The organism is Variovorax monticola (assembly GCF_051216855.1).
GTDB lineage: Bacteria > Pseudomonadota > Gammaproteobacteria > Burkholderiales > Burkholderiaceae_C > Variovorax.
On sequence record NZ_JBPJZP010000002.1, the window covers coordinates 1,064,333 to 1,077,203 of the forward strand.

General features: G+C 70.6%; 11 protein-coding genes. All 11 read left to right on the forward strand.

The features are described from left to right. The first annotated feature begins 24 nt into the window (after positions 1–24). The 11 genes from ACSFA5_RS10625 to cobN all read left to right on the forward strand — a co-directional run bounded on the left by ACSFA5_RS10625 (position 25) and on the right by cobN (position 12,871). Positions 25–1,953: a TonB-dependent receptor domain-containing protein gene (locus tag ACSFA5_RS10625; RefSeq protein ID WP_435443971.1), complete on the forward strand. Its 1,929-nt coding sequence runs from the start codon at positions 25–27 to the stop codon at positions 1,951–1,953. Then, positions 1,938–3,368, forward strand: a complete 1,431-nt coding sequence (locus ACSFA5_RS10630; RefSeq protein ID WP_435443972.1) for a cobyrinic acid a,c-diamide synthase CobB — start codon at positions 1,938–1,940, stop codon at positions 3,366–3,368. The genes ACSFA5_RS10625 and ACSFA5_RS10630 overlap by 16 nt, the downstream gene beginning before the upstream one ends. After that, positions 3,352–3,948, forward strand: coding sequence for a bifunctional adenosylcobinamide kinase/adenosylcobinamide-phosphate guanylyltransferase (locus tag ACSFA5_RS10635; RefSeq protein ID WP_435443973.1), 597 nt, complete (start codon positions 3,352–3,354; stop codon positions 3,946–3,948). The genes ACSFA5_RS10630 and ACSFA5_RS10635 overlap by 17 nt, the downstream gene beginning before the upstream one ends. After that, positions 3,945–4,820, forward strand: a complete 876-nt coding sequence (locus tag ACSFA5_RS10640) for an ABC transporter substrate-binding protein (RefSeq protein ID WP_435443974.1) — start codon at positions 3,945–3,947, stop codon at positions 4,818–4,820. Before ACSFA5_RS10635 ends, ACSFA5_RS10640 begins: the two co-directional genes overlap by 4 nt. Beyond that, the gene (locus ACSFA5_RS10645) at positions 4,817–5,842 is read left to right on the forward strand and encodes a FecCD family ABC transporter permease (RefSeq protein WP_435443975.1); all 1,026 of its coding nucleotides are present in this window, start codon (positions 4,817–4,819) and stop codon (positions 5,840–5,842) included. The genes ACSFA5_RS10640 and ACSFA5_RS10645 overlap by 4 nt, the downstream gene beginning before the upstream one ends. Continuing rightward, positions 5,839–6,621, forward strand: a complete 783-nt coding sequence (locus ACSFA5_RS10650; RefSeq protein WP_435443976.1) for an ABC transporter ATP-binding protein — start codon at positions 5,839–5,841, stop codon at positions 6,619–6,621. Before ACSFA5_RS10645 ends, ACSFA5_RS10650 begins: the two co-directional genes overlap by 4 nt. 134 nt (positions 6,622–6,755) lie before the next feature. Continuing rightward, positions 6,756–7,325, forward strand: coding sequence for a cob(I)yrinic acid a,c-diamide adenosyltransferase (gene cobO / locus ACSFA5_RS10655; protein WP_435443977.1), 570 nt, complete (start codon positions 6,756–6,758; stop codon positions 7,323–7,325). Between the two features lie 5 nt (positions 7,326–7,330). After that, positions 7,331–8,011: a 5,6-dimethylbenzimidazole synthase gene (gene bluB / locus ACSFA5_RS10660; protein WP_435443978.1), complete on the forward strand. Its 681-nt coding sequence runs from the start codon at positions 7,331–7,333 to the stop codon at positions 8,009–8,011. Further along, entirely contained in the window at positions 8,011–8,484 is a 474-nt protein-coding gene (locus ACSFA5_RS10665) for a MotA/TolQ/ExbB proton channel family protein (RefSeq protein WP_435443979.1), read from the forward strand. Before bluB ends, ACSFA5_RS10665 begins: the two co-directional genes overlap by 1 nt. Next, the gene (locus ACSFA5_RS10670) at positions 8,481–8,849 is read left to right on the forward strand and encodes a DUF2149 domain-containing protein (protein ID WP_435443980.1); all 369 of its coding nucleotides are present in this window, start codon (positions 8,481–8,483) and stop codon (positions 8,847–8,849) included. Before ACSFA5_RS10665 ends, ACSFA5_RS10670 begins: the two co-directional genes overlap by 4 nt. After that, positions 8,846–12,871: a cobaltochelatase subunit CobN gene (gene cobN, locus ACSFA5_RS10675; RefSeq protein WP_435443981.1), complete on the forward strand. Its 4,026-nt coding sequence runs from the start codon at positions 8,846–8,848 to the stop codon at positions 12,869–12,871. The genes ACSFA5_RS10670 and cobN overlap by 4 nt, the downstream gene beginning before the upstream one ends.

A 12,871-nucleotide genomic window follows, 5' to 3' on the forward strand; every position in this document is an offset into this window, starting at 1 on the left:
TAGACGTTTCGTTCGGTCCATTCAATGATTTCCCACGTTTGCTTTTCCAGCGGCCGCGCGCCTGTGCGCCGCCTGCGTTTCGCCTGCCTGCAACTGCCTCTGGGCATGGCGCTGGCTTCCGCCTTCGGTGGCCTCGCCCATGCCCAGGAAGCCCCGGCCCTGGCCGAAACGGTGGTCACGGCCAACCGCACGCCGCAGGCGCTGTCTGATCTGGTGGGCGATGTGTCCATCGTCGACCGCCAGGCCATCGAGCGCAGCGGCGCGACCGGCGTGGCCGACGTGCTGGCGCGCCTGCCGGGCATCGAGATCTCGCGCAACGGCGGCGTGGGCAACACCACCAGCCTGTTCATCCGCGGCGCGGAAACGCGCTTCACGGCCGTGTACCTGGACGGCGTGCGCATCGACTCGCAGTCCACCGGCGGCGCCGGCTGGGAAGGCATTCCGCTGTCGCAGATCGACCGCATCGAAGTGCTGCGCGGCCCGGCCGCAGCCGTCTACGGCTCGGACGCCGTGGGCGGCGTGATCCAGCTGTTCACGCGGCGCGGCGAAGAGGGCGTGCGGCCCTACGCGGGCATCGGCTTCGGCAGCAACGGGCTGCGCAAGATAGAAGGCGGCGTGAGCGGCAAGTCGGGGCTGCTCGACTACGCGTTCGGCGTGGCGCATGAAGAAAGCAAGGGCTTCAACGTGCAGCCCGTCGACAAGCGCACGCCCAGCAAGGACGGCTTCACCAGCCCCGACCGCGACGGCTACCGCAGCACCTCGGGCAACGTGAAGCTGGGTTTGCAGATCACGCCCGACCAGCGCCTGGACGCCACGCTGCTCACCAGCGACATCACGGCCGGCTACGACGCCACCGTGTCGTACCGCAGCCGCCTGCCCATCACCTTCGCCAACGACCAGGCGAACAACACGCTGCGCACCGCCGGGCTGACCTGGTCGGCCAAGTGGAACGACATCTACAGCACCCGCGTGCAGGTGACCGACTCGCAAACCGTCTACAAGACGCAGCCGTCGTTCTACCGCACCGAAACCAAGCTGCGCGGCTACCTGTTCCAGAACGAGTTCCGCTTCGGCCCGCACCTGCTGAGCGCCACCTTCGAGCGCCGCGAAGACGCGCTCGAAAACGCGCCCACCACCTCGTCGAAGCTGCTGTCGCGCGACCGTGCGCAGGACGCCGTTTCGCTGGGCTACGGCTTCGTGCAAGGCCCGCATTCGCTGCAGCTGCACGTGCGCCACGACAGGGACAGCGAGTTCGGCGGCAAGACCACCGGCAGCGCGGCCTACGGCTACGCCATCACCCCGGCGCTGCGTTTCACCGCCTCGGCCGGCACTGCGTTCCGCGTGCCCACGCTCTACCAGCGCTTCAGCGAGTACGGCCTGGCCACGCTCAAGCCCGAGTCGAGCCGCAACGTCGAGCTGGGCCTGCAGTACACCGAAGGCGGCACCCAGGCGGGCATCGTGGTCTACAACAACCGGGTGCAGAACCTGATCGTGTTCGACGGCACCGCCAAGGGCTGCGCCTCGTCGTTCGGTTGCTACTCCAGCACCGCGCGCGCGCGCTACCAGGGCGTGACGCTGTCGGGCAGCCAGCGTTTGGGCGACGTGACCCTGCGCGCCTCGCTCGACTACCAGGACCCGCGCGACCTGGCCACCGACCACCTGCTGGCTCGCCGTGCGCAGCGCCACGCCGTGCTGGGCGCCGACTGGCGCGTGGCCGGCTGGACACTGGGCGCCGAGGTGCAGACCTCGAGCAAGCGCTACGACGACGCGGCCAACACCGTCAGGCTCGGCGGCTACACCGTGCTGAACCTGTCGGCCAGCACCCAAATCACGCGCGACCTGAACCTGGTGGCGCGCGTCGACAATGTGGGCAACAAGGACTACCAGTTCGCGCGGCTGTATGCCAATGCAGGCCGCACCGCGTACGTCGGCCTCAAGTGGACGCCTCAGTAAACCCCTCACCCCTGCCCACCGGCAGCCCAGGTGCCGCGGCGGCCTCGCGCGCCACCTGCGCCGCGGTGCTGGTCGCCGCGCCTGCCTCCGGCCAAGGCAAGACCACCGTCGCCGCCGCGCTCGCGCGGCTGCACACGCGCCAGGGACAGCGCGTGCGCGCCTTCAAGTGCGGGCCCGACTTCCTGGACCCGCTGTGGCTGGCGCTGGCCACCGGCGCGCCGGTGCATTCGCTCGACCTGTGGATGACCGGCGAGGCCGACTGCCGCGCGCGCCTGCGTGCCGCGGCGGCCGAATGCGACCTGGTGATCGTCGAAGGCGTGATGGGCCTGTTCGACGGCACGCCCAGCGCCGCCGACCTGGCCGAGCGCTTCGGCCTGCCGGTGCTGGCGGTGATCGACGCGCATGCCATGGCCGGCACCTTCGGGGCGCTGGCCTACGGTCTGCAGAACTTTCGCCCCGGCCTGCCGTGGGCCGGCGTGCTGGCCAACCGTGTGGCCAGCGAGCGGCATGCGGGCATGCTGAAAGACGCGCTGCGCGAACCCTCGCAGTGGATGGGCGCCTTGCCGCGCGATGCGGGCTTCACGCTGCCTGAACGTCACCTCGGGCTGGTGCTGGCCAGCGAGCTGGGCGATGCGATGGCGCGGCTCGATGCGGTCGCCGATGTGCTGGCCACCACGCCGTTGGGGCAGATGCAGCCTTCGCAGCTGCCACAGGTGAACTTCGATGCCCCTGCACCCGAGCAGCCTGTGCAGCCCCTGCTGGCCGGTCGCACCGTCGCCATCGCGCGCGATGCGGCCTTCTCGTTCATCTACCCCGCGAACCTCGACGTGCTCAAGGCGCTGGGCGCGCAGCTGTCCTTTTTCTCGCCGCTGGCGGGCGATGCGGTGCCCGCATGCGATGCCGTGTGGCTGCCCGGCGGCTACCCGGAGCTGCATGCCGAGGCGCTCTCTGGCTGCACGGCGGCGCGCGAGTCGCTCGCCGCCCATGCCGCGGCCGGCAAGCCGGTGTGGGCCGAGTGCGGCGGCATGATGGTGCTGTTCGACGAGCTCGCCACGCAAGACGACGCCGCACAGGGCGTGCAAGTGCACCGCATGTGGGGCCTGCTGCCCGGCAAGGTCGCGATGCAGAAGCGCCTGGCCGGCCTGGGCCCGCAGCAGCTGGTGCTCGGCGAGCGCACCCTGCGCGGCCACACTTTTCACTATTCGCTGTGCGACACGCCGCTGGCGCCCGTCGCCCATACCGCCCGACCCACCGTGACCCAGCCCGTGGGCGCGCGCGGCGGCGAGGCGCTGTACGTGCACGGCCTGGTGCGCGCGAGCTACTTCCATGCATGGTTCGCCTCCAGCCCGCAAGCCACCGCGCGCCTGTTCGGCGCCATGCCCATCGAGTTGGAGAGCCATGCCCCTGTCGCCTAAGCCGAAGACCGCCGTGCACGAATTCATCCTCGGCGGCCAGAAGAGCGGCAAGTCGCGCCGCGGCGAGCAGCGCGCCATCGACTGGCTGGCCGCTGGCCCACGCCACCGCGCCGTGATGATCGCCACCGCCCAGCCCTACGACGACGAGATGCTCGAGCGCATCGTGCGCCACCAGGCCGACCGCGCCGAGCGCGTGCCCGGCATGCGCACCATCGAAGAGCCCATAGAGCTTGCGCGCGCCGTGGTCACGCAGAGCACGCCCGAGACGCTGGTGGTCGTCGACTGCCTCACGCTGTGGCTCACCAACCTGACGATGCCCATGCCCTGCGAAGACGCGCGCCCCGCCACGCGCACGCCGGCCACGCACATCGCCATGCTGCTGGTGGCGCTGCGCGAGGCGGGCGGCCCTGTGGTGCTGGTCGGCAACGAAATCGGCCTGGGCGTGATTCCGCTGGGCCGCGAGACGCGCGCGTTCGTCGACGCCCTTGGCCGACTGAACCAGGACGTGGCCGCCGCCTGCGACCGCGTGACCCTGATGGCCGCCGGCCTGCCGTTGACGCTGAAGGCGCCTGCCGCATGAAGACCTTGCGCATGTCATTGGCCGCGCTCGGCCTGATGCTGTTCGCATGGACGGCGCACGCCGTCGACGTGGTCGACGAGCGCGGCGTCACCGTCAGCCTGCCGCAGCCGCCGCAACGCATCGTCACGTTGCTGCCCTCGCTCACCGAATCTGTTTGTGCCCTGGGCGCCTGCCACCGGCTGGTGGGTGTCGACCGTTACTCCAATTCGCCCGAGCAGGTGAAGGCGCTGCCGCAGGTCGGCGGCGGGATCGACCCCAATGTGGAGGCCATCGTCGCGCTCAAGCCCGACGCGGTGCTGCTGGCCAAGTCGTCGCGCGTCACGCAGCGGCTCGAAGCGCTGGGCGTGAAGGTGCTGGTGCTCGAACCCAAGAACCATGCCGACGTGCGGCGCGTGCTCGACAAGCTCGACCAGGTGCTCGGCACGCACGACGCGCCGAAGGTCTGGCGCGTGATCGACGCCAGCGTGTCGGCCGCCGCGCAGTCGCTGCCGGCGAGCGCGAAGGGGCTGCGCGTGTACTTCGAGGTGAACAGCGCGCCGTATGCGGCGGGCGAGTCTTCGTTCATCGGCGAGACGCTCGCGCGGCTGGGCGTGAAGAACATCGTGCCGGCGTCGCTCGGCCCGTTTCCCAAGCTCAACCCCGAGTACGTGGTGCGTGCCGACCCCGATCTCATCATGGTCAGCGTGCGCAGCGCGCAGGGGCTGGAGCAGCGCCCCGGCTGGGCCGGCATCCGCGCGGTGCGCGAAGGCCGCATCTGCCGCTTCAGCGCCGAGCAGTCCGACGTGCTGGTGCGCCCCGGCCCGCGCATGGACGAGGCCGCGCGCCTGATGGCGCAGTGCATCTCCACGCAGAACGACAGGGGAAAGCGGTGAACGCCGCACTCAGGCACACGGCCCACCTGCGCCGGGTCGTGCTGCTCGGCGTGGGCCTGCTGGCGCTGGGCGCGGCGCTGATGCTGCTGGGCCTGGGCATCGGCAGCACCGGCTTCGAAAGCCTGCTGTCGGCGCGGCACGACCCGGTGGCGCTGCAGATCGTGTGGGACATCCGGCTGCCGCGCACCCTTGGTGCGTGGCTGGCCGGCGCGCTGCTGGGCCTGGCGGGCGCGGTGGCGCAGGGGCTGTTCCGCAACCCGCTGGCCGACCCGTATTTGCTGGGCAGCGCTTCGGGGGCCTCGCTCGGCGTGGCGGTGGCGCTGCTGATGTTCGGCGGCTCGGCCGCCAGCGCGCAGTGGGTGATGCGGCTGGGCCTCACCGGCGCGGCCTTCGTCGGCGCGGTGCTGGCGGTGATGCTCACGCTGATGCTGGCCAGCGGCGTGCAGCAGACGCTGCGCCTGCTGCTGGCCGGCGTGATCGTCGGCGTGGTGCTGGGCGCCGCGAAAGACCTGATCACCATCGCCTCGGCCGACATCCTGCAGGCCCTCCAGGGCTTCGTGCTCGGCAGCACCGGCCTGGTCGGCTGGAGCGCCTGCGCGGTGATGGCCATGGTCGGCGCGGTGTGCCTGCTGCTGGCCTGGGCGCTGGCGCCGGTGCTCGACGGGCTGGCGCTGGGCGAGGCCACCGCGCGCAGCCTGGGCCTGCCGCTGGGCGCCATGCGCGCGGCGCTGGTCGTGGTGCTGGCACTGGCCACCGGCGCGGCCGTCGCGCAGACCGGCCTGATCGCCTTCGTCGGCCTGGCCGCGCCGCACCTGGTTCGCTCGGTCGTCAAGACCACGCATGCGCGGCTGATCGTGCTGGCGGCGCTGATGGGCGGGCTGCTGCTGATGGCGGCCGACCTGCTGGCGCGCTGGCTGGTTGCGCCGCAGGAACTGCCGGTGGGCGTGCTCACGGCCGTGCTGGGCGGCAGCTACCTGCTGTGGCTGATGCACCGGCGCAGCGCGCGGAGCGGCGTGGCATGAGCGGCCCCAAGACACCCGCCCTCGAAGCGCGCCGCTTGAGCGCCACGCTCGGCGCGACCGAGGTGCTGCACGACATCGACCTGCGCCTGTCCGCCGCCCGCTGGACCAGCATCGTCGGGCCTAACGGCGCGGGCAAGTCGACGCTGCTCAAGGCGATGGCTGGCTTGTTGGCGCACCGTGGCGAGGTGCGGCTCTTCGGCGAAGTGCAAAGCAAAGTGCCAGCGCGCACCCGTGCCCAGCGCCTGTCCTGGCTGGGCCAGAGCGGCACGGGCGAGGGCAGCGCCGACGACCTGATGGTCTACGACATCGCCATGCTTGGCCGCCTGCCGCACCAGCGCTGGCTGGCCGCGCCCAGTACGGCGGACCGCGAGGCCGTGGAGCGCGCGTTGCGCAGCACGCAGGCCTGGGAGTGGCGCGACCGGCCGCTGGGCCAGTTGTCGGGCGGCGAGCGCCAGCGCGTGCTGCTCGCGCGCGCGCTCGCGGTCGAGGCCGATCTGTTGTTGATGGACGAGCCGCTCGCCAACCTCGACCCGCCGCACCAGGCCGACTGGATGCAGACCGCCCGCGCATTGGTGTCCCAAGGCAAGACGGTGGTGAGCGTGCTGCACGAACTGCCGATGGCATTGGCCGCCGACGAACTGGTCGTGATGAACCACGGCCGCGTGGTGCACCACGGTGGCTGCAGCGACGCCGCCACGCACACCGCGCTGGAGCAGGTGTTCGATCACCGCATCCGGGTGCATCGTGTGGCTGAGCAGTGGATTGCGTTGCCGCGATGACGGTCGTTGTGTTTGACGTTCGCTGTTCAGGGCGCGCTCACGCCGACGGGGTGAGCGTTCTCAGAGCCGTCGTTGATCGCCGATCACCGGCAGCGCACACGCCCCGAACATCTCCCCCCAATACCGGACACCCCATGCAAATAGAAACCCCTCCCAGCGAAAAGCCGTACGAGAAGCCGGAAGGCGAACGCCGGGGCATCGTCATCGTCAACACCGGCGACGGCAAGGGCAAAAGCACAGCAGCCTTCGGCCTCGCATTGCGCGCCCACGGCCGTGGCAAGCCCGTGAAGATCTATCAGTTCATGAAAGTGCCATCGGCGCGTTTCGGCGAACACCGCATGTTCGAGCAGATCGGCATTCCCATCGAAGGACTCGGCGACGGCTTCAGCTGGAAGAGCCAGGACCTCGAACGCTCCGGGCAACTGGCGCGCGACGGCTGGGAAAAGGCCAAGGCGGCGATTCTGTCGGGCGAGTTCTTCCTGGTGGTGCTCGACGAAATCAGCTACCCGCTGATCTACGGGTGGCTGCCGCTCGAAGGCGTGCTCGAAACATTGCGCGCACGGCCCAAGCATGTGCACGTGGTGCTCACCGGCCGCCGCTGCCCGCCCGAACTCATCGAGCTGGCCGACACCGTCACCGAGATGACCTTGGTCAAGCATGCCTTCAAGGCCGGCATTCCCGCGCAACGCGGCATCGAAGACTGAACGGCATGGCGCACGCGTTCGAGGCCGACGAGGCTGCGGCCGTCTACCGCGCCATCCACGAGCGGCGCGACATGCGCCACTTCGCGGGCGGCCAGGTCGCGCCCGAGGTGCTGCGCCGGCTGCTCGACGCGGCGCACCACGCGCCCAGCGTCGGCTTCATGCAGCCGTGGCGCTTCATTCGCATTCGCGGGCAGGTGCTGCGCCAGCAACTGCACCGTGTCGTCGAGCAAGAACGTGTGCGCACGGCCCGGGCGCTGGGCGAGCGCGAAGACGAATTCATGTGCCTCAAGGTACAGGGCCTGCTCGACGCGGCCGAGCTGCTGGCGGTGACGCTGGCCGACGGGCGCGAGAAGCATGTGTTCGGCCGCCGCACGCTGCCGCAGATGGACCTGGCCTCCGCCTCGTGCGCCATCCAGAACCTGTGGCTCGCGGCGCGTGCCGAAGGGCTGGGCATGGGCTGGGTGTCGCTGTTCGACCCGGCGCAGGTGTCGGTGCTGCTCGGCCTGCCCGACGGCGCCGAGCCCATCGCCTTGCTGTGCCTGGGGCCGGTGCACGGTTTCTACGACGAACCCATGCTGCAACGCGAGCGCTGGGCCCGGCGCGCGCCGCTCGCGTCGCTGGTGTTCGACGAAGGCTGGGGCCGGCCTTCGGACCTGTTCGATCGTTCTCCAGGGGAACCCGCCTGATGCTTGCCTTCGACACCGTTCTCTTCGAACTCGCGCGCCTGTTCCTCTGGCCCGTGACGCTGGGCGTGCTGCTGTCCTTCGTGTACGCCGTGTACTGCCTGGGCGCCTTCGGCATCGAGTACCTGCAGCGCCGCCGCGACCCGTCGCGCGTGCTGGCGCTGCGGCACCACGCCGATGCCAGCCAGGAGCAGATGGAGCTGGTGGTGCTCAAGCAGCTCGAAGGCGTGCGCCTGTGCAGCCGCGTGGCGCCGATGCTCGGGCTGATCGCCACCATGATCCCGATGGGCCCGGCGCTGGTGGCTGTTGCCTCGGGCGAATCGCAGGGCGTGGCGCAGAGCCTCGCCCCCGCGTTCGCCGCCGTGATCGTGGCGCTGGCGTCGGCCTCGATCACCTTCGTGGTGTACACCGTGCGCCGCCGCTGGCTCATGCGTGAACTGGTGAGCGTGCTGGACGCGCGGGATCGCCTCCGATGACCCGCCGGCAGTTCTCGATCTTGAGCAGCCTGGACGCGGACGACGACGACCCGGTGCTCTCGACCATCAACCTGATCGACGTGTTCATGGTGGTCATCGGCATGCTGATGATCGCGGTCATCAACAACCCGATGAACCCGTTCGCGCAGGACAAGGTCACGGTCATCCGCAACGAAGGCCAGCCGAACATGGAGATCATCACGCGCGAGGGCAAGAAGATCACGCGCTTCAAGGCCAGCGGCGCGACGGGGCAGGGCGACGGCGAGAAGGCCGGCACCGCCTGGCGGCTGAAGGACGGCACGATGGTCTATGTGCCTTCGGATGCCGTGCCTTCGGGTGCAGTGCCCTCGCAGGGCGGGAAGTGACGCGGTTCTTCTTCGGGTTGCTCTTGGCGGGACTGGGATTTCTGGTGCCAGCCCAGGCACAGCAGGCTTCGTCGCATGTCGTCGTGCTGAGCACCTCGTTGGTATCGCCGGCGCGCGTGGTGCGGCTGCAGGCTGCGGCGCGCGAGGCAGGTGTGCCGCTGCAGGTGATATCGGCCGCCACGGATTCGCCCGAGGTGCTGGCTGCCGCGCTCGACGGCGCGCGGCTGCTGGTGATCGACGCGCCGCACCTCAGCGTGGCGCAGGCCGCCGCGGCGCGCTTCGGCGACACGGTCTCGCGCAGCGCCACGCCTTACGTGTTGATCGGCGAGTTCGCGCTCGTGGCGAAGGGGCAGACCTCCGTTGCCGCACCGCTGGCGGCCGAGCGCGGTGTGGATGCCGCGTGGGCGCAAAGGCTGCGCGCGTACTGGCGCTTTTCCGGCGCGGCCAATCTGGGCGCGGCCATGAAGGCCCTCACGCAGCCCGGCCACCTCGAAGGTTTGCCTGACCCGGTGCAGCTGCCATTGGCCGGCCTGTACCACCCGGGCTGGCCGCGCATCGAGACCGACATCGCCGCGATCGACGCGCTTGCCGGAACCGGCACGGTCGCCATCGCAATCAACAGTGCCACCGTCACCGGCGACGACACCGGCTGGGTGGACACGCTGATCGCAGCGCTCGAACAGCGCGGCCTGCGCGCCTACGCCTTCTACGGCCCGCGCCAGCAGAAGGACATGTTCTTTCGCATGACGCACGCGGGCGAGCGGCGCGTGGCCGACGCCATCGTCAACGCCGCGCTGGTGTTCAGCCCGAACGAGCGCAAGGCCGAGCTGGAGCGCATCGGCGTGCCGGTGCTGCAGACGCTGCCCTCGCTGGCCATGGACGCCGCGCAATGGGCTCGGAGCAAGGACGGCCTTTCGCAGACCGACATCGCCGCGTACTACAGCCCGAGCGAACTGGCCGGCATGACCGACCCGATGCTGGTGACCGCACGCGATGCCGCGGCCGGCAACCTGCAGCCGCTGCCCGCGCAGATCGAGGCCGTGGCCGGCAAGGCCGCCGCCTTGCTGCGCCTGCAGCGCACGCCGGCCGCGGAGCGCCGCGTGGCGATGCTGGTCTACAACTACCCGCCGGGCGAGGCGAACTTCGGGGCGTCGTTCCTCAACGTGCCGCGCAGCGTGAACGACATGCTCGCCGCGATGCAGTCGGCCGGCTACCGCACCGAACTGCCGGGCACCGACGCGCTCATTGCGCAGGTGCAGGCGACGATGAAGGCTTACTACCCCACGGGGCAGGGCGATGCCTTGCAGCCGCTGCTGGACGGCGACCTGGCCGATGCGCTGCCGCTGTCGCGCTACCTCGCGTGGTTTCGCGCGCTGCCCGCCGACACGCAGCGGCGCATCGAAGGCTACTGGGGCCCGCCGGAGAAGTCGACGATGCTGCGTGCCGTATCGGGCGAGCCGGCCTTCGTGATTCCGCGCGTGCAGTTCGGCAACGTGGTGGTGCTGCGCCAGCCGCCGCGCTTCGAGCCCGGCACGCAGGTGGCGGACAAGGCGCAGCAGGTGTATCACCGCTCCGCCGTGCCGCTGAGCCACAGCTACCTGGCCACCTACCTCTGGCTGCGCACGCAGTTCGGCGCCAGCGCGGTGGTGCATGTGGGCACGCACGGCACGCTCGAATGGTCGGCGGGCAAGGAGCGCGGGCTGTCGGTGCAGGACGACCCCTTGCTCGCGCTGGGCGACCTGCCCAACGTGTACCCGTACATCATGGACAACCTCGGCGAGGCCACCACCGCCAAGCGGCGCGGCCGCGCGACCATGGTGAGCCATTCGACGCCGATGTTCGCGCCCGCGGGCTTTCGACCCGGGGTGCAGGAAATGCACGAGCGCATGCACGACTGGGAGACGCTGTCGCCCGGGCCTGTGAAGACCGCGATGGAAAGGCAACTCACGGCAGAGTTCGTCGAACAGCACCACGACCGCGACCTGACATGGACGCCCGCGCAGATTCGCGCGGACTTCGCGGGTTTCATCGCCGTGCTGCACCCGTACCTCGACGAGCTCGCGCAGACCGCGCAGCCGCTGGGCCTTGCCACCTTCGGGGAGGCACCGAGCGCCGAACGCCGCCGCATGACGGTCCTGCAGATCCTCGGCAAGCCGCTGGTCGAGGCGCTGGGCGAGGACATCGACGAGGCCTTCCTGATCGACGCGAAGAGCGTCGCGGGCTCGAAGCCCGCGCGCTGGGTGGCTCTGGCGCTCACCGACGCACAGGCGGCCAGCGACATGGGCAGCACCCCCGCCGACAAGAAGCGTCTTCAGGCATTGGCGGCGCGTGCGCGCCGGCTCGACGACGTGTTCGCGCACAACGAAGAAATCGAAGGCCTGCTGACCGCGCTCGACGGGCGTTACCTGAAGTCGAGCTACGGCGGCGACCCGGTGCGCAACCCCGACAGCCTGCCGACCGGGCGCAACCTCTACGGCTTCGACCCGAGCCGCGTGCCGACGCGTGCGGCCTGGGACACGGGCGTGGCCGCGATGGACACCTGGATCGCCGCGCATGCGAAGACCCATGCCGGCAAGGCGCCCGGGAAGATCGCCTTCACGCTGTGGGCCGGCGAGGCCTCGCGCCATCAGGGCGTGCTGGAAAGCCAGGCCTTCTATGCGATGGGCGTGAAACCGCGCTGGGACGAGGGCGGGCGCATGACGGGCATCGAGGTCATGCCCGCGTCGGCATTGAAGCGGCCGCGCATCGACGTGCTGCTGAGCGTTACCGGCTCCTACCGCGACCAGTTCCCCAACGTGATGCGCTGGCTCGACGAAGCCGTGCAGCAGGTGGCGGCCCTGCGCGAACCCGGCAATGCCGTGGCGCTGCACAGCGAGGCGCTGGCGCGCAGGCTGCGCGCGGAAGGCGCGTCGGCACAGGAGACGCAGCGCTGGTCGACGGCGCGCGTGTTCTCCAACGAGCAGGGCAGCTACGGCGCGGGGCTCGAAGAAGCCGCGCTGGCCAGCGACGTGTGGAAGCGCCAGCAACGCGGCGGTGGCGATGCGCAGATGGCGGAGCTCTACATGGACCGCATGGGCCACGCCTACGGCCAGGGCCTGGACGGCGCGGCCCGGCCCGGTGCCTATGCGGGCAACCTGGTGCAGGTCGATGCGGCGCTGATGGCGCGCAGCTCCAACCTGTACGGCGTGCTGACCAGCGACGATCCGTTCCAGTACCTCGGCGGCATCGCGCAGGCGGTGCGGCAGCTCACTGGCAAGGAGCCGGCGCTGTACGTGCAGAACCTGCGCGACGGCGCGGCGGTGCGCACCGACACGGCCGCGGGCGCCATCGCGCGCGAGATGCAGACCCGCTACCTGCATCCGCAGTGGATCGCGGCGCAGAAGGCCGAGGGCTACAGCGGCACGCTGCAGGTGCTGAAGACCGTGCAGTTCCTCTGGGGCTGGCAGGTCACCGCGCCGGCCGCCGTGCGGCAGGACCAGTGGCAGTCGCTGCACGACGTGTATGTGCGCGACAGGTACCAGCTGGGCACGCGCGAATGGCTGGAAGGCGACAACCGCGCCGCCTTCGCGCAGACGCTGGAGCGCATGCTCGACGCGGTGCGGCTGAACTACTGGAAGCCCGATGCGGCCACGCGGCGCGAGCTGGCGCAGGCTTACGCGGACGCGGTGCGCGCGACCGGGTTGCGCGAGCGCAATGCGGGCGTGCAGCGCTTTGCGAGCGCGCAGCTTGCGCCGCCTGTGCCTTCTGCTCAGCCGCGTCCCCTGGTTACGCCTGCGGTGGCGGCAGCGCCCGCTGTCGCGGCCGCAGCGGGCGAGGCGCCTGCTCCTCCTGAGCCCGCGCCTGCACCCGCTGCGGCAAGCACCCAGCCGGTCAGTGGGCTCAAGCTCGAACCCACGCCAGCCCAGATGCCAGCGCCGCAAGCAGAGACCGTCGTTCTTCGGCTCTGGGTTGCATTCGGTGCCGCGTTGCTTGTCGCAGTCGGCGCGCTGGTGCAGTGGCGCCGGGGCAGGGCGCGGGCCTGA

Excerpts from the sequence above, each read along its gene's own strand:
- ACSFA5_RS10625 (WP_435443971.1), top strand. The coding sequence starts at position 25 with ATGATTTCCCACGTTTGCTTTTCCAGCGGCCGCGCGCCTGTGCGCCGC.
- ACSFA5_RS10635 (WP_435443973.1), top strand. The coding sequence starts at position 3,352 with ATGCCCCTGTCGCCTAAGCCGAAGACCGCCGTGCACGAATTCATCCTC.
- ACSFA5_RS10640 (WP_435443974.1), top strand. The coding sequence starts at position 3,945 with ATGAAGACCTTGCGCATGTCATTGGCCGCGCTCGGCCTGATGCTGTTC.
- ACSFA5_RS10650 (WP_435443976.1), top strand. The coding sequence starts at position 5,839 with ATGAGCGGCCCCAAGACACCCGCCCTCGAAGCGCGCCGCTTGAGCGCC.
- cobO (WP_435443977.1), top strand. The coding sequence starts at position 6,756 with ATGCAAATAGAAACCCCTCCCAGCGAAAAGCCGTACGAGAAGCCGGAA.
- bluB (WP_435443978.1), top strand. The coding sequence starts at position 7,331 with ATGGCGCACGCGTTCGAGGCCGACGAGGCTGCGGCCGTCTACCGCGCC.
- ACSFA5_RS10665 (WP_435443979.1), top strand. The coding sequence starts at position 8,011 with ATGCTTGCCTTCGACACCGTTCTCTTCGAACTCGCGCGCCTGTTCCTC.
- ACSFA5_RS10670 (WP_435443980.1), top strand. The coding sequence starts at position 8,481 with ATGACCCGCCGGCAGTTCTCGATCTTGAGCAGCCTGGACGCGGACGAC.